This window comes from Streptomyces sp. NPDC001781 (genome assembly GCF_053596035.1).
The window spans coordinates 35,478-51,081 of the sequence record NZ_JBSFFI010000032.1; the positions used below are offsets into that span (position 1 = coordinate 35,478).

The 15,604-nt window shown below is 72.3% G+C and carries 12 protein-coding genes; 2 read left to right on the forward strand and 10 right to left on the reverse strand.

Features of this window, described 5'->3' with window-relative positions; genetic code table 11:
• Positions 1-74: 74 nt before the first annotated feature.
• From ACWCV3_RS24580 to ACWCV3_RS24620, 9 genes are all read right to left on the reverse strand, one after another.
• Positions 75-1,601, reverse strand: a complete 1,527-nt coding sequence (locus tag ACWCV3_RS24580; RefSeq protein ID WP_451228028.1) for an RNA polymerase sigma factor — start codon at positions 1,599-1,601, stop codon at positions 75-77.
• Positions 1,602-2,030: 429 nt separating this feature from the next.
• Entirely contained in the window at positions 2,031-2,918 is an 888-nt protein-coding gene (locus tag ACWCV3_RS24585; RefSeq protein WP_451228030.1) for a FadR/GntR family transcriptional regulator, read from the reverse strand.
• 162 nt (positions 2,919-3,080) lie between these two features.
• Positions 3,081-4,868 carry an ABC transporter ATP-binding protein gene (locus tag ACWCV3_RS24590; protein ID WP_451228033.1) on the reverse strand — a complete coding sequence of 596 codons (1,788 nt, stop codon included), beginning with the start codon at positions 4,866-4,868 and terminating at the stop codon, positions 3,081-3,083.
• Positions 4,869-5,029: 161 nt separating this feature from the next.
• A complete protein-coding gene (locus ACWCV3_RS24595) occupies positions 5,030-5,788 on the reverse strand; it encodes an NUDIX hydrolase (protein WP_451228036.1) in 759 nt (252 codons plus the stop codon).
• Between the two features lie 101 nt (positions 5,789-5,889).
• Positions 5,890-7,374 carry a DUF4192 family protein gene (locus tag ACWCV3_RS24600; RefSeq protein ID WP_451228038.1) on the reverse strand — a complete coding sequence of 495 codons (1,485 nt, stop codon included), beginning with the start codon at positions 7,372-7,374 and terminating at the stop codon, positions 5,890-5,892.
• A 124-nt stretch (positions 7,375-7,498) separates the two neighbouring features.
• A complete protein-coding gene (locus tag ACWCV3_RS24605) occupies positions 7,499-9,661 on the reverse strand; it encodes a RecQ family ATP-dependent DNA helicase (protein ID WP_451228041.1) in 2,163 nt (720 codons plus the stop codon).
• A 42-nt stretch (positions 9,662-9,703) separates the two neighbouring features.
• Complete coding sequence (locus ACWCV3_RS24610; protein WP_451228044.1) at positions 9,704-10,978, reverse strand: MFS transporter; 1,275 nt, start codon at positions 10,976-10,978, stop codon at positions 9,704-9,706.
• A 106-nt stretch (positions 10,979-11,084) separates the two neighbouring features.
• Positions 11,085-12,062 carry an NAD-dependent epimerase/dehydratase family protein gene (locus ACWCV3_RS24615; protein ID WP_451228047.1) on the reverse strand — a complete coding sequence of 326 codons (978 nt, stop codon included), beginning with the start codon at positions 12,060-12,062 and terminating at the stop codon, positions 11,085-11,087.
• Entirely contained in the window at positions 12,059-13,045 is a 987-nt protein-coding gene (locus tag ACWCV3_RS24620; protein WP_451228050.1) for a ScbA/BarX family gamma-butyrolactone biosynthesis protein, read from the reverse strand. The genes ACWCV3_RS24615 and ACWCV3_RS24620 overlap by 4 nt, the downstream gene beginning before the upstream one ends.
• Positions 13,046-13,235: 190 nt before the next feature.
• Between ACWCV3_RS24620 and ACWCV3_RS24625 the strand changes: the two genes are divergently transcribed.
• Together ACWCV3_RS24625 and ACWCV3_RS24630 are read left to right on the forward strand one after the other, a co-directional pair.
• Positions 13,236-13,946 carry a ScbR family autoregulator-binding transcription factor gene (locus ACWCV3_RS24625; RefSeq protein WP_451228053.1) on the forward strand — a complete coding sequence of 237 codons (711 nt, stop codon included), beginning with the start codon at positions 13,236-13,238 and terminating at the stop codon, positions 13,944-13,946.
• Between the two features lie 251 nt (positions 13,947-14,197).
• The gene (locus ACWCV3_RS24630) at positions 14,198-14,818 is read left to right on the forward strand and encodes a hypothetical protein (protein WP_451228056.1); all 621 of its coding nucleotides are present in this window, start codon (positions 14,198-14,200) and stop codon (positions 14,816-14,818) included.
• Positions 14,819-14,947: 129 nt separating this feature from the next.
• Here the strand turns inward: ACWCV3_RS24630 and ACWCV3_RS24635 are convergent, their stop codons facing one another.
• A complete protein-coding gene (locus ACWCV3_RS24635; protein ID WP_451228059.1) occupies positions 14,948-15,577 on the reverse strand; it encodes a hypothetical protein in 630 nt (209 codons plus the stop codon).
• Positions 15,578-15,604 lie beyond the last annotated feature (27 nt).

Here is a 15,604-nt window from a genome sequence, read left to right on the forward strand (position 1 = left end):
GCCCGGGGACCCGCAGCCGGAAGGCCCGGCCCCCACGGGGGGAACCGGGCCTTGTGCGTCTCTGCGGACCCGACCTAGTCGAGGTAGTCGCGCAGCACCTGCGAACGCGACGGGTGGCGCAGCTTCGACATGGTCTTCGACTCGATCTGGCGGATGCGCTCACGCGTCACGCCGTAGACCTTGCCGATCTCGTCGAGCGTCTTCGGCTGGCCGTCGGTGAGGCCGAAGCGCATCGAGACGACGCCGGCCTCGCGCTCCGACAGGGTGTCGAGCACCGAGTGGAGCTGCTCCTGGAGGAGCGTGAAGCTGACGGCGTCGGCGGGGACGACGGCCTCGGAGTCCTCGATGAGGTCACCGAACTCGCTGTCGCCGTCCTCGCCCAGGGGGGTGTGCAGGGAGATGGGCTCACGGCCGTACTTCTGGACCTCGATGACCTTCTCGGGGGTCATGTCGAGTTCCTTGGCCAGTTCCTCCGGGGTGGGCTCGCGGCCCAGGTCCTGAAGCATCTGCCGCTGCACGCGGGCGAGCTTGTTGATGACCTCGACCATGTGCACCGGGATACGGATGGTGCGTGCCTGGTCGGCCATCGCCCGGGTGATCGCCTGGCGGATCCACCAGGTGGCGTAGGTGGAGAACTTGTAGCCCTTGGTGTAGTCGAACTTCTCAACCGCGCGGATCAGACCGAGGTTGCCCTCCTGGATCAGGTCCAGGAAGAGCATGCCGCGGCCGGTGTAGCGCTTGGCCAGGGAGACAACCAGGCGGAGGTTGGCCTCCAGCAGGTGGTTCTTGGCCCGGCGGCCGTCCTCGGCGATGATCTCCAGCTCGCGCTTCAGCTTCGGTGCGAGCTTGTCGGAGTTGGCGAGCTTGTCCTCGGCGAAGAGGCCGGCCTCGATGCGCTTGGCCAGCTCGACTTCCTGCTCGGCGTTGAGCAGGGGGACCTTGCCGATCTGCTTCAGGTAGTCCTTGACCGGGTCGGCGGTGGCACCGGCGGCGGCGACCTGCTGAGCGGGCGCGTCGTCCTCGTCCTCGTCGGACAGCACGAATCCGGCGGCCTCGGTGCCCTCGGGCTCGTCGGCGGTCTTCGTCTCCTCGACGACCTCGTCCTCGAGAAGCTCGGCGTCGTCCTTCTTGGCGCTGGTCTTCTTCGCCGCCGTCTTCTTGGCGGCCGTCTTCTTGGCGGCCGTCTTCTTGGCGGTGGTCTTCTTGGCAGCGGCCTTCGTGACGGAGGCGGCGTCGTCGGTGTCCTCGCCCACGGCGGCGGACGCGGCCGGGGCGGCCGCGGCCTTCCGGGTGGTCACCGTCTTCGCCGCGACCGTCTTGGTGGCGGTGCGCTTGGCCGGGGTCTTCGCTGCGACGCTCTTGCGGGTGCGCTTGGGCTCTGCGGCACTGACCATCAGCGTCACACCCTCTTCCTCAAGGATCTGGTTGAGGCTGCGCAGTACGTTCTTCCACTGAGTGGCCGGAATCTGGTCAGCTTCGAAGGCCCGACGCACATCGTCGCCGGCGATCTGCCCCTCAGCCTTTCCCCGCTCGATGAGCGCCATGACAGAGACGGACTCGGCGATCTCCGGCGGGAGCGTACGGGATGTGCTGGCCGACACGAACAACCTCTCGGAACGTTGGAAAGCGGCTTCCGGCACCGTCCTCATGGACAGGAGCCGACCACCGGCCTGGGGATGGGCCGACGGCGCGGGCGGGCCGGGAAGAGACACAGCGCCTGGCATGGCGTCCGTATTCCCTTCGCGGCTGTTCACCTCTTAGGTCATCGCGCTGTTTCCGGGAGCGTTACGCCCAATCCGCGTGGCCCGAGTCACACCCAGTCAACAGCCATATGCGGTCAGATGTGAACGAACCGGTCCGCTGCCGATTTTCTCTTGATCGCCTCGCCGGTCCGGACGGCCTGTCGTGCCGCCGGACTCGGCCGGAATCCGGGGAGTCCGGCCGAGTCCGGCGACGGCGGGACCCGGTCGCGGTACCGCCATCTCGATCACTGGGGCGCGCCACGGCCGGGCGCGCCGTCCGTTTCCCGGTCAGTGCTCGCGCGGGGCGGGGACCACGCGCTCCACCTCGGGGTGGACGGTGAGCAGCTGGCGCATCGCACCCTCGGCCACGGCACCGTCGCCACTGCCGAGCCCGTCCACGATCCGCGCGTGCTGCGCGACGGACGCCTCGGTCGGCCGCTCGCAGCCGGTGGCGAGGCCGCCGGAGACCTGGAGGGCGGCGGAGACGATCCCGGACAGGTGGTCCAGCATCCGGTTGCCCGCGACCTGGATGAGCAGCGCGTGGAATTCGGCGTCGGCACGCGAGAAGGTCAGCGCGTCACCCTGGGCGAGAGCGTGGCTCATGATCTCGACCAGGTCGACGAGGCGCTGCTGAACGTCCTCGCGGCCGTGCCCGGCGGCGAGGCGGGCGGCGAGCGGTTCGATCGTCCAGCGCAGTTCGTTCAGCTCGCGGCGCTGGTCGTCGCGCTGCGGGCCGAAGGCGCGCCATTCGATGATGTCCGGGTCGAGCAGGTTCCAGTCGCTCACCGGGCGCACGCGGGTGCCCACGTTCGGCCGGGCGCTGACGAGGCCCTTGGCCTCCAGGACCCGGAGGGACTCGCGCACGACGGTGCGGGAGACCTCGAATCGCTGGCCGATCTCCTCCGGTACCAGCGGGCGGTCGGCACCCAGGTCGCCGGAGACGATCATCTGACCGAGCTGCTGGACGAGCTGGCCGTGCAGTCCGCGCCCGCGGCTGCCCGCGGCACGCCGGCCCACGCGGCCCAGATCGGATTCGGTGCCCTCCCAGGCGGGCGCCGCCACGCGGTCGGCCATGGGGGCCTCGGCGTAGGGGTAGCGGTCGAGTTCGCCCGGTCCGGCGAGGCCGGAGTCGGCGGAGCGGGCGGTGGTCATCATGGTGTGCGCAAGGGTACTCACGCATCATTTGTCGGCGTTGCCTCCAACTGCCTTGAGGGCTTTGGTGAAAAGCACACGAAAGGGTGATCGCTCACCCCGCCTCAATTGACGCCTTATCGGAAATAAACGGGCTTTCTGTGGGGAGTTGTGTGCACAGCGGCTCGGAAACCGCACCTCAGGGCGTCATCTCGCCCTGGCGCGCAGCGTCGTGATCAGGTACGCGCACAGCAGCGCGGCGAGCGACAACGTCATGGCTCCGCCCACGGGTTGAGCGATCACCCGCGCGAGGCCCAGCAGATAGCGCTCCCCGCCGAAGGGCCACTGGAGCAGGAGGAGCTCCCGCATCCGCACATGGATCCCGGTCGCGACTCGTACATACGAGCCTTCGAACAACCGGTGTACGAGCGGCACGACCACCACCGGCACCGCGAGGACGGCGGCCAGCCCCGCCGCGGTGGAACGGAACACTCCGGCCGCCAGCACACCCGCCCACGCACACCCGACCACGAGCGCCAGCCAACTCACGCACAACGGCAGCCAGTCGCCGGGCACCTGGACCAATTCCCGGCCGTAGAACAAATAGAGAAGCTCCGCGTCACAGCCCAGCGCGAGAAAGGCCAGCATCGCGGCGATGCTTCCGGAGACGAGGAGCTTCGCGGTCAGCAGCCCCAGCCGGCGGGGAACGGTGCCCCTGTCCGCCGCCAGTGCGGGATGCCGGAACTCGTCCCCGAAAGCGAGCGCGCCGAGCAGCCCCGCCGCGAGCGCGACCGGCGGCAACGGCAGTTCGCGCGGCCAGGCGCCGAACAGGCGTGCCTGCGGGGTGTGGCCGATACGGGCCAGAATCAAGGCGGTGATCGCGGACACGGCGAGCGCGGCCCCGCATACGACGAATCCGGTGCTGATCCCGGTGGCGCGCCGGAGCTCGTAGCGCAGAGGGCGGAGGGGGCTGCTTACGGAGCGGACGGCGATGGGGAGCGGCAGGGGTTCGGCTTCCTCCGCGATTCCGGCCTTCTCCGCGGTTCCGGCCTCCTCCGGCTCCGCGTCACTCTCCGGCAGTGCGCCTTCGTCCGGCGCGGGCCGCTCCTCCTCGGACTGCGGCCGCATGTCACCCACCTCGTCGGCGAGTTGATGGATGAGGATGCCGTTCCGGAAGGCGATCTCCCCCACATCCGCGGTAGTGGTCCCGTACACCGAGAGGCGGTTGCCCTCCTCCCGGACGACTTCCACGGAGCGCCTTTCGGTACGGGCCTCCTGGGAGAGCAGGCCGGCCAGGCGCGCGGCGTGGGGGCTGCGGACGGCGACGCGCGGCCGGAGCCGGGTGCGGGCGAACTCCGCCGCCTCCAGGTCGGCGGCGACACGGCCCGCTTCGAGGGTGACGACGTGATCGGCGTCCCGGGCGGCCTCCTTGGGGTCGGCGGTCGTGAGGAGCACGGCGCCGCCCTGGTCGGCGTACTCCCGCAGGGTGGCGTGCAGCCAGCGGGCCTCCGGCGCGGAGAGTCCGGCGGCCGGTTCGTCCAGCACGAGGGTGTGCGGGTCTGGCAGCAGGGCACAGGCCAGGCCGAGTCGGCGGTCCATACCGAGCGACAGCGTGCCGAGTCTTTCCTCGCGGAGGCTGACGAGGCCGACCTCTTCCAGCACCTCGTCGGCCCGCCTGGCCGGAACTCCGGCCGCAGCGCAGAGCATGCGCAGGTGGTTGCGGACCGTACGGGAGGGGTGGCCCGGTACGTCGCCGAGGAGTACGCCGACTTCGCGTGAGGGGTGGGCGACGCAGTGCAGGGGGCGGCCCCTGAAGTAGGCGATGCCGCGGCCCCGCTGGAGTTCGAGCATCAGCCGGAGCACGGTCGTCTTGCCCGCCTCCGCCGCTCCGAGGAGGGCGGTCACCTGGCCGGAGCGCGCTTCGAAGGAGACATCCTCGACGGCGGGCGGCTGGTCTTTGAGGGAATCACTGGTCAGTCCGACAGCCTGGATCACCTGACGGAAGATAGCGCGCCATGTCCAGTTTTTCGGGTATCACCTCTTCTGTCCGGTGATAGTTCGGCGGAGGGTCAACCTGCATGGCTCACTTGCCCGATGAGCGTCCCGCCCACGGCGGTTTCCCAACTGCCGCGCCCGTGATGGCCGGACGCCTGGTCTCAGACCTCGGGACGGAGCATCGGGGGATTGAGCAGGGTGGCCCCGCCCGCCCTGAACAGCTGCGCGGGCCGGCCGCCCTGGCGGGTTGTGGTGCCGCCCGTGGGGACGAGGAAGCCGGGCGTGCCGGTGACCTTGCGGTGGAAGTTCCGCGGGTCGAGAGCCACCCCCCAGACCGCCTCGTAGACCCGGCGCAGCTCCCCGACCGTGAACTCCGGCGGGCAGAAGGCGGTGGCCAGCGAGGAGTACTCGATCTTGGAGCGGGCGCGCTCCACCCCGTCGGAAAGGATCAACGCATGGTCGAAGGCCAGGGGTGCCATCGCCTCGCCGTCGCGGCCGTGACCCCCCTGCTGGAGCAGTTCCTCCACCGGCGCCCAGCGCGCGTTGCTCGCGTCACCGCCCGCGCGCGGAGCGGGGAGGTCGGGCGCGAGGGCGAGGTGGGCGACGCTGACCACACGCATACGCGGATCACGCTTCGGGTCGCCGTACGTGGCGAGCTGCTCCAGATGGGCGCCGTGGTCCTGCGCAGGAGTGTCCGGGTCGTGGGCCCGGAGCCCGGTCTCCTCGGCCAGCTCGCGCGCCGCCGCCTGGGCGAGGTCCTCGTCGTCCCGCACGAAGCCGCCCGGGAGCGCCCACCGCCCCTGGAAGGGCGACTCGCCCCGGCGTACCGCCAGCGCGCACAGGGCGTGGCGGCGCACGGTCAGCACGACCAGATCCACGGTGACGGCGAAGGGCGGGAACGCTGACGGGTCGTAGGGCATGCCGCGATCATAGTCGTCTTCCTGACGATAAACACTCCGTTCGGTGGGAGGATCGGTGAATCCGGTGGGACCGGTGGTATCGGACGGTTCGGGGTGCCTGCTCAGCCGTTCCCCTTGTCGCGGCGGGTCCTGCCTGCTCCGGAGGGGGCGGAGCGCGCGCGGGTCGGGCGCCTGGACGGGACTCGCGGCTGACGGACGCAGGGGCCGGCGTCACAGGAGGCGGTCCTGCCAGGACCGGTGTTACCGGGGGCGGTCTCGCCCGCGCCGGCGGAGCGGCGCTTGCGGGGCGCAGGCGTGGCAGGGTCCGCCACGGTCGCGTCCTGCGCGGGGAGAGGCGTACCCGGTGGGAGCCGGAAGCCGGATCGCTGCTCCGGGATGTTCGGCGCGGTCGACGCCGGAACCGCACCCGGCCTCCGCCCGTCGCGTTCCCGCCGGAGGCACCGGCGGATGGATTCCGGGTCCAGGCCCTCGTTGCACGCCCGGTGCAGGAGCTGGGCGAAGAGGTAGTGCGGGTCGGCCCCCAGGGCCATGGCCAGGGCCTCCCGGGCCTCCAGGTCGTCGCCGGTGGACCAGGCGACCCAGCCCGCCAGCGCCAGCGGAGCCGCCGCGTGTTCGCGGTACGGGCCGACACAGCGGCGGGCCAGGGCCCGCCAGAGCCGCAGGGCGGGTGCGCCGTCGTCGCCCTCCATCCAGGCTGCCGCCCGGTCACGGGTCGTACGGTCCTGGAGGCCGAGGATGAGGGAGGCCGCCTCGTCGTGGCCGACGAGCGCGTCGTCCCGGACGTCCGCGGGGTGGACGCCCGACACCGGTACGGCCTCGGCGAACCGGCGGATGACGCGTCCGGCCAGCTCCAGCGTTTCCTCGGCCACCTCGGCACGGCTCGCGTCGTCCAGGATGCGAGGCACCAGCGACATGCCGGCGGCGTCCAGTGCGACCTCCTGCTCCAGCGCTGCCGAGGTCTCCCAGGGCTGCATCCTCGCGCGCAGCTCCCGCAGCGAGCCCCGCACCTGGATGCCCGCGTAGGTGGCCGCGGCCGCCATTGCCGAGGTGCCCGGCATGCCCATCGGCGTGCCCTCGGGCGGGCAGCAGCTCTCCACCGGGCAGACGTAGGACCAGAAGCGGGTGTCCGAGACGCACAGCGCCTCGATCACCGGTACGTCGAGACTGCCGCACTCGGTGCGCAGCAACTGAGCGAGCGGGGCGAGCCGGAGCATCACGTCCCGCCCCGTCTCCCCCGGCCGTGGCTCCTGGCAGACGTAGGCCACGATCCGCTCGGGAGGGGAACCCCGTCGTCGGGCCCCGATCACCAGCCCTCTGGCGATCTGCCGCGCCGCCGCCTGCCAGTCCTCGGCGCCGGCCGGAATGCCGAGGCGTGCCCGCCCGCCGAGGTTGCCCCGTTCGAGCAGGCTGACCAGGACCATGCTGTCCTCCGGGCGGTAGCCCAGCAGGTACGGCAGTGCGTCGGCCAGCTCGGCGGGGGTGCGCAGGGCGATCGGGGTGTCGGGCGTGAGCTGCCCCTCGAAGGACATTCCCGCCGCGATGTCACCGTTCTCGAAGGGTTCGGTCGTTTCGCCGTGATTCGTCATGCGCCGACGATCCCGCGAATCTCAGAATCCCGCTGGCCCTGTGGACAACTGCCCTGTGGACAAGTCGAAACCTGCACACGACAGCCCACTCGGCCGAGCGCACCGGCCCCCGCGCAGACCGGCCTCACCCCGTCGCGGCCAGCACCAGGGGCAGAACCTCCCCGGCTCCCGCCCGCCGCAGCAACCGCGCCGCGACCGCGAGACTCCACCCGGACTCGGTCCGGTCGTCGACGAGCAGCACCGGCCCCGGCGCGTCCGCCAGAGCGGCCGCCAGCTCTCCCGGCACCGTGAAAGCCGGAGCCAGCGCCTGCAACCGCTGTGCGGAGTTGCTGCGACGCGCCTGATGCGCCCCTGCCTCCCTCGTGTACGCGAGCGCGCCCAGATACGGCAGGCGCCCGATCTCGGCCACCCGCTCCGCGAGCGAGGCCACGAGCCGCGGCCTGCTCGACGAGGGCATGGCGACGACGCCGACCGGACGAGCCATGGCGTCCGGAGTGTTCGACGCCCACCCACCGGGCGAGCGTGCCCAGTCGGCGAGGACCTCCACGACGGCCTTCAGCACGTCCTCCGGCACCTGACCGTCAGGCGTCTGCTCGGCCAGCAGCGGCCGCAGCCGGTTGCCCCAGCCGATGTCCGAGAGCCGGCCCAGGGCGCGTCCGGTGGCGCACTGCTCCTTCGCCGGGATGCGGCCCTTGAGGTCGATGCCCAGCGCGGGCATCCCCGTGGGCCACATGCGGCGCGGCTCGATCTCCACACCGGGCCGGTCCAGCTCACCGGCGGCGGCCGTCAGCGCCTCGGCCGAGACCGCCGCGTCGATCCAGGCGCCCGAACAGTTGTCGCAACGCCCACACGGGGTGATCTCCACGTCGTCGAGCTGGCGGCGCAGGAACGCCATCCGGCACTCGTCCGTGCCGACGTAGTCCCGCATGGCCTGCTGTTCGGCGGCACGCTGGCGGGCGACCCAGGCGTAGCGCTCGGCGTCGTAGACCCATTCGGCCCCGGTGGCCGTCCAGCCTCCCTTCACCCGGTGCACGGCACCGTCCACGTCCAGCACCTTGAGCATCAGCTCCAGCCGGGTGCGCCGGAGATCCACCAGCGACTCCAGCGCGGGCACGGACAGCGGGCGACCCGCGCCCGCGAGGGCGGCCAGGGTCTGGCGGACCTGGGACTCGGGCGGGAAGGCGACCTCGGCGAAGTACCGCCAGATCGCCTCGTCCTCCTTGCCCGGCAGCAGCAGGACGTCGGCGTGCTCGACGCCCCGGCCCGCGCGGCCCACCTGCTGGTAGTAGGAGATCGGGGAGGACGGCGAGCCGAGATGGACCACGAAGCCGAGGTCCGGCTTGTCGAAGCCCATGCCCAGGGCGGAGGTCGCCACCAGCGCCTTGACCCGGTTGTCCAGCAGATCGGCCTCGGCCTGCTGGCGGTCGGCGTTCTCCGTGCGGCCGGTGTAGGAAGCGACGGCGAAACCGCGTGCGCGGAGGTAGGCGGTGACCTCCTCGGCGGCCGAGACGGTCAGCGTGTAGATGATCCCGGAGCCCGGCAGCTCGTGCAGGTGCTCGGCCAGCCACGCCAGCCGGTGCGCCGCATCGGGCAGCCGCACCACGCCGAGCCGCAGACTCTCCCGGTCCAGCCGCCCCCGCAGCACCAGTGCCTCACCCGCGCCGGTGCCCAGTTGCTCGGCGACGTCGGCCGTGACGCGCGCGTTGGCCGTGGCGGTGGTGGCGAGCACCGGCACGCCGGGCGCCAGCTCCTGGAGCATGGTGCGCAGCCTGCGGTAGTCGGGGCGGAAGTCGTGGCCCCAGTCCGAGATGCAGTGCGCCTCGTCCACGACCAGCAGGCCGGTGGTGGCCGCCAGCTTGGGCAGCATGCGGTCGCGGAAGTCGACGGAGTTGAGCCGTTCCGGGCTCACCAGCAGCACGTCGACCTCGCCGCGTTCCACCTCCTCGTGGATGGCGTCCCACTCCTCGGGGTTGGCCGAGTTGATGGTGCGGGCCTGGATGCCGGCCCGGGCGGCCGACTCGACCTGGTTGCGCATGAGCGCCAGCAGCGGCGAGACGATCACCGTGGGACCCGAGCCGCGACGGCGGAGCAGCGCGGTGGCCACGAAGTACACCGCCGACTTGCCCCACCCGGTGCGCTGCACGACCAGGGCCCGGCGCCGGTCCATCACCAGGGCCTCGACCGCCTCCCACTGGTCCTCCCGCAGCCGTGCCGAACCCTCCGGCGCGCCGACCAGCTCGGCGAGGACGGCGTCGGCTTCGGTGCGCAGCTGCTCCAGGTCGTTCATGCCCCCATGCAACAGCACCCCACCGACATCCGGCCACTCGCCTCAGGGACGGCTCCCGGCCGGCCCGACCCGCTCGTCCTCGGGAGCCGGTACCGGTGCGTCCGCGCGTGCCCCGGCCAGCGCGACGAGGGCGGCGGTCAGCGCGATCAGCCCGCCCGCCCACAGCCCCGAGCGGGCGCCGAGGGTGTGGGTGGCGACACCGACGAAGAGGGCGCCGAGCGGGGTGCTGCCCTGCAGGATCACGGTGTAGAGAGCCATCACCCGGCCACGGTGAGCGGGGTCGCCGCCCAGCTGGATGCGGTGGTTCGCCGCCTGGACGAAGTACAGCGAGGCGAATCCGGTCGGCACCAGCAGCACCAGCGCGACGGGCAGGTCAGGTGCCCGCCCCGTGAGCAGCTCCAGTGCCCCGAAGGCGCATCCCCAGGCGGCCACCAGCCGCGCGGAGGGGCGGTTCCGCCGCAGGGTGCCGACCAGTGCGGCCAGCAGGGAGCCACCGGCGAGCGCGGCGGTGAGGAGGCCGAAGGAGGCGGCGTCGGTGTGGAACACGACGCGGGCCATGAGCGGCAGCGTCAGAGGGAGGTTGAGGCCGAAGAGGGCGACCGCCGCGACCAGGGCGAGTGTCGCGAGCAGGTCGGGCCGGGTCCGCAGATACGCCAGACCGTCGATCACGCGCGCGGGCGTGCCGGGGCGGGGCGCACGGTGCAGCTCCGCCGGGCGCATGGCACGCAGCCCGGCGACGGTGGCCGTGTAGCTGGCGGCGTTGAGCAGCATGACGGTCCCCGTGCCCGACCACTGGATGAGCAGCCCGGCCAGCGAAGGACCCAGAACGCGCGCGGCGTTGAAGTAGGCACCGCTCAGCGAGGAGGCGTTGGGGAGCAGCTCGGGGCCGACGAGTTCGGTGATGAAGGACAGGCGGGCCGGCACTTCCACGGCGTTGGCCACGCCGAGCGCGACCGCCGCGACGTGGACGTGCCACAGCCGGGCGGCGTCGGCGGTGACCAGCAGGCCGAGGGCCAGGGCGAAGGCGCCGGAGGCGATGTTGGCCCCGGTCAGGAGGGCTCGCTTGTCGTACCGGTCGGCGAGCCTGCCGCCGTAGAGGGTCAGCAGCAGGACCGGGGTGAACTGCAGGGCGGTGACGGTGGCGAGGGCCCCGCCGGAGTCGCCGGTCAGCTTGAGTACGAGCCAGTCCTGGGCGACGGCCATCATCCAGGTGCCGGTGGCGGAGGCGATCTGGCCCGCCGCGAAGAGCCGGAAGTTGCGCACCTTGAGGGAGCGCAGGCTGGTGGCGAGCAGGTGGCTGCCGGTTCCTCGCGTCATGATCCGGTCCTACCAGGGGCGCCCGGATGTGGGACGAGCCGCGCCGCGCGTTTCCCGGATCCCGGCCACACGCGCGTGGCGGTGAGGCGGGAAACGCCGCCTCACATCACGGCGTCCCTGCCGACTTCGGTGGACGCCCGGATTCCAGCCCCGGCAAACCGGCCTGGCCGCGGTACCAGTCGGCGTACGCCGGGAAGCGCGCGGCGAATCCGGGGCCCGGCTCGGCACCGGAGACGCTCCAGAGCGACTCGTCGGTGAACCAGTGGTCGACGGCGAGCATGCCGAGGTGGTGGCCGGCGACAGGGTGGCCGGCCACCCGCTGCCGGGCGGTCCTGACCGAGACGCGCGGGGCGTCCTTGGCGAAGACCCCGAAGGTCTCCGCCACGGTGGACAGCAGCAGCTCCCCCGGTACGGGCTCGGGGTGCGTGACGTAGTGGACGCGTGCCCCGCCGTCCGCCGGTCCCGTCGTGGCCGCCGCGAACGCGGCCCGGCCCAGGGTGTCCGCGTCGATCATCGACTGGAGCCCGGCCCAGCCGTCCGGCAGTCCGCCCAGGGTGCGCAGCAGGGCCAGGATGCCGGGGATCACCCAGCGGTCGCCCCTGCCGTGGACGAGATGGGGACGCAGAACCGTTCCGCCCGCCGCGAGCACGTGCTCCTCGGCGGCCGCGCGGGTGCGGCTGGTGTCGGAGGCGGGGGCGACGGGCACCTCACCGGGCCGCACGTCGCGAAAGGGCCCCCGTCCGTGCACGGCGGCCGTGCCGAGGTAAACGAACCTCGCGACCCCGGCGTGCCGTACCTCGTCCGCCAGGGCACGGGCGCCTAGGTCGTTGGCCTGGCGCAGCAGCTCCGCGTCGCCGCCGATCATCCCGGCGCAGTGCAGGACGGCGTCGACGCCCGCGCACGCACCGCGCAGCGAGGCGGGATCGGTGAGGTCGCCCCGCACGTACTCGATGTCGGGGTCGGGCGCGGGCGGCGGGGTGCGGACCAGCAGCCGGAGCCGTACGTCCTCGGCGGCGCGGGCCGCCTTCAGCACGTGTCCGCCGATGAAACCGCTCGATCCGGTGATGAGCACGCGCCGGGTCATCGGGCCACCCCCGGGGTGTCGCCGAGGGTGGCCGTGAAGACGGTCTCGTCGCCCTGGACGCCCTCGACGTGGACGCGGACATCACCCTTGGGGGAGGTTTCACACCGGGCGCGGACGAGACACGGCTCGTTCAGTTCGGCGTACCGGTAGAAGTCGATCGCCAGCGAGGCGGGCAGGAAGCGGCCCTCGGGGGCCAGCGCGACAGCGGCCTGCCGGGCCGCCTCCAGGAGCACCATGCCGGGGACGTGGTCGTTGGCCCGCGCGAAGAGCGTGGGATGGGCGGTGTCCAGCCGCAGCCACCACGCGCCCCCCTCCTCCGAGGGGGCGAGTACGACGTCCCGGGGGGCGTTGCGCCCGACCCGCTCGGCCGGTACACCGGCCGGCGGCGCCGCGGAGCCACCGGTGGCGAGCAGCTTTTCGCCGCGCAGCCTGCGGTAGGCCCGCTCCGAGGTGCAGCTCAGGCTGCCCGTGCTCGTGGCCAGCAGACGCCCGTCGCGCTCGAAGGTGAGCCGTACCCTCATCCCGGCCAGGCTCCTGGCCCGCATCTGGACCTCGGAGCAATCCACGAAGACGTCGATGCGGCCGGAGGCGTCCGCGAGGCCGAAGCCGGCCGCGGTGAGGGCGTAATCCATGTCCCACATGACGAAGTGATGGTCGGCCGGGACGCCGTACTCGGCGTGGGCCAGCATCATCGCGGTCTGCCGCATGGTCTCCGCGACCAGCAGCGGGTCCTGGACGCCGCCGGGGAGCGGGGCGAAGAAGCGGTGGGCGGCCGGCCAGTCGGCGGTGACCAGGTAACGGTGCTCGGCCAACCGGGTCCATTCCACGGGGAAGGCGTCTTCGGCGTCCGGCCGGTGCACGAGTTCGACGGTGGCCCGGCCGCCGCGTGCGGGAGGTTGACCGGTGTCGCCGGAGTCGGGTACAAGAACCTGCGGGTCGGTCTGGTCTTCGGGCGGTGCGGCGGGGTCCGGTGCCTGTGTCATGACCGTCCGTACGGCCGATGAGGTGCCGAGGCCGACGCGATCGGCTATGAAGCTAATGCCTTCAGACATGGATTGCCCTTTGAGTCCGGTGTGATCAAGGCTCGTTCCCCCTCGACAAAATACTGACAGTCCGGTTCTCTTCGTGTGCGAACCTGACCAAGCTCTGACATAGGAACAGGGGCGACAGCCCATGGCACGCCAAGCACGCGCGATCCAGACCCGCAAGACGATCCTGCTGGCAGCGGCCGCCGTCTTCGACGAACGCGGTTACAGCGCCGCCACGATCACCGAGATCCTCGCACGCGCCAGGGTCACGAAGGGGGGCCTGTACTTCCACTTCGCCTCGAAGGAGGAGCTGGCGCTCGGGGTGATCGCGGCCCAGCTCGAAGTGGGCCCCCTGCCCCCGCAGCGCACCAAGATGCAGGAACTCATCGACCAGGGGTTGCTGTTCGCGCACCAGCTACGGCACGACCCGTTGACACGGGCCAGCGTGGGTCTGGCGATGGACCAGTGGGGAGAGGGGCAGGAGCGCGGCAACCCGTTCCACGGCACGCCGTTCCAGTCCTGGGCGAACCGGCTGACCCAGCTGCTCGTGGAGGCGCGGGAACAGGGCGAGCTGCTCCCGCACGTCGACCCCGCGGAGACCGCCGAACTGCTCGCCGGCTCCTTCACCGGCGTCCAGTGGATGTCGCAGATCCTGTGCGAGCGCGCCGACCTCAGCGAGCGGGTTACCGTCCTGCTGAGACATCTGCTGCCCAGCATCACCCTGCCCCAGCTCATGCCCACCCTGGATCTCGCGCCCGACCGCGCCGAACGCCTGCTGGCGCAGCGGCCGGTGGAGGCGGAGGACGAGGACGGTGAGGACGACGAGGGGGAATCCTCTGCCCGCATCAGCGCCTGAACGCTCCTCCCGGCGACACCGCGGCGTCCCAGGCGTCGTCACCGGTCTCCGTGGGTAGGGATATAAGCCCCGGAACATCGGATAAACGTCGGCGGCCTCAATTGCTCGTTGCCGCATCGAAGTTCGCCAGGAAGAATTGAGGTCCGCTCCCCGCACGGCTCGGCCGTGTTCCGGCTGGGCTTCACTGCGGTGCGCGCTCCCCCGAATTCCGACCTCGCCCGCAGTGTGGGCGCGTAGCCGAAGGGAGGAACGTGACCTTCGGATTCGCCTCGTCCTCGGCGGCCTCGCTGTCGACGTCCGCGTCCACCGCTTCCGTCAGCCGCCTGCTCGAACCCGCGGAGTGGGCCGCCGCCGGAATCCCCCTGCTGCGCAATCCGCGCGAGGTCGTCGGCGGCCTGCACGTCCGCCATCGCCCGAGGCCGTCCACCGCGATCGTGGCCGTCCTGGATCCGGAAGAACGGCTGCTGGCCAGCGCCTCGTTCACCCGGCGGTCCGCCCCGGCGGACGGCTGGATGTTCCGCAACGCGCTGCTGGACCAGTTGCGCCGGGTCATCCCGCACGACCTGCGCCGCCGGACCCCGGTGCGCACCGCCGTACTGCTGTACTGCCGCGAGGGCGACGCACGCTGGACGGAGGAGGACGGCGCCTGGATGTGGGGGCTGCGCGACGCCTGCACGCTGCACGGGCTGCGCTGCGGCGCGTACATCACGCTGACGCACGACGGCTGGCAGGTGCTCGGTGAGGGACGCGGCGGACGCCATCCCCACGCGCACTCCACGCCGGAGTCCTTCGCGCTGTCCGGGTCGCCGCCCCTGATGCCGCGCACCGGAGGGCCGGTCTCCGAGGTCATGCGCCGGGCCGCGGCCCGCTGAGCGAACCGGGTCCCGCCGCAGCGGCTGTTCCACGCGACACGGCGCCGCGCGGACCGAACAGCCGCCCGCCGCTTCATCACGGCAGAGTGGCTGTCCGGCGCGCGCGGCGCCTTCGGTCGTGCGAGGGGGTCAGACCCCGGCGCCCAGCACCGAGTTGATCTGCTGCGGGTCACCGCAGACGATCAGCAGGACTCCGGCCCGCGTGAGGGCGACCGGCAGGGCGGCGGCGGCAGCGGCGGCGTCCCCGTTGACGGCGACGATGACCACGGGCCGGGAGGAGGCCCGGGCGGCCACGGCGCCGTCGGCGTAGAACACGTCGTCACCGGCGTCGTGCTGCGCCCAGTAGGACGCCTCGCCGAAGGACAGCTCGTGCTCGGCCCACGGGTGCCTGGCACCCGTGGTGAGCACCAGCACCTCGCCGGGGGCGCGGCCGGAGTCGAGCAGCAGGTCCAGCGCCTCCTCGGCGGCGTCGAGCGCGCCCTCGGGCGAGGCCGGGATCAGCTGGATCTGGGGACCGGCAGCGGGGGTGGCGGGAACGGCCGGGCCGGACGGGCCCGGCTTGGCCGGGGCCACGTCACGCGGCGCGCGCTGCGCCGGCGGCGCGGGCCGCGGGGGGCCGGGCCGGCCGGGGCGGGCCGGAGCCGCGGGGCGGGGGCCGGGTACGGGACGAGGGGTCGGTGCGACGCGGCTGCTGGCCGGAGTCGCGACGGGACCCTGGGCACTCTCGTAAATCTGAGGCTCCTCGGGAAGGAGAGGCATGAGCTGATTTTTATCAAACGTTGGTAC

Excerpts from the sequence above, each read along its gene's own strand:
- ACWCV3_RS24605 (WP_451228041.1), bottom strand. The coding sequence starts at position 9,661 with ATGAACGACCTGGAGCAGCTGCGCACCGAAGCCGACGCCGTCCTCGCC.
- ACWCV3_RS24600 (WP_451228038.1), bottom strand. The coding sequence starts at position 7,374 with ATGACGAATCACGGCGAAACGACCGAACCCTTCGAGAACGGTGACATC.
- ACWCV3_RS24610 (WP_451228044.1), bottom strand. The coding sequence starts at position 10,978 with ATGACGCGAGGAACCGGCAGCCACCTGCTCGCCACCAGCCTGCGCTCC.
- ACWCV3_RS24635 (WP_451228059.1), bottom strand. The coding sequence starts at position 15,577 with ATGCCTCTCCTTCCCGAGGAGCCTCAGATTTACGAGAGTGCCCAGGGT.
- ACWCV3_RS24625 (WP_451228053.1), top strand. The coding sequence starts at position 13,236 with ATGGCACGCCAAGCACGCGCGATCCAGACCCGCAAGACGATCCTGCTG.
- ACWCV3_RS24615 (WP_451228047.1), bottom strand. The coding sequence starts at position 12,062 with ATGACCCGGCGCGTGCTCATCACCGGATCGAGCGGTTTCATCGGCGGA.
- ACWCV3_RS24595 (WP_451228036.1), bottom strand. The coding sequence starts at position 5,788 with ATGCCCTACGACCCGTCAGCGTTCCCGCCCTTCGCCGTCACCGTGGAT.
- ACWCV3_RS24620 (WP_451228050.1), bottom strand. The coding sequence starts at position 13,045 with ATGACACAGGCACCGGACCCCGCCGCACCGCCCGAAGACCAGACCGAC.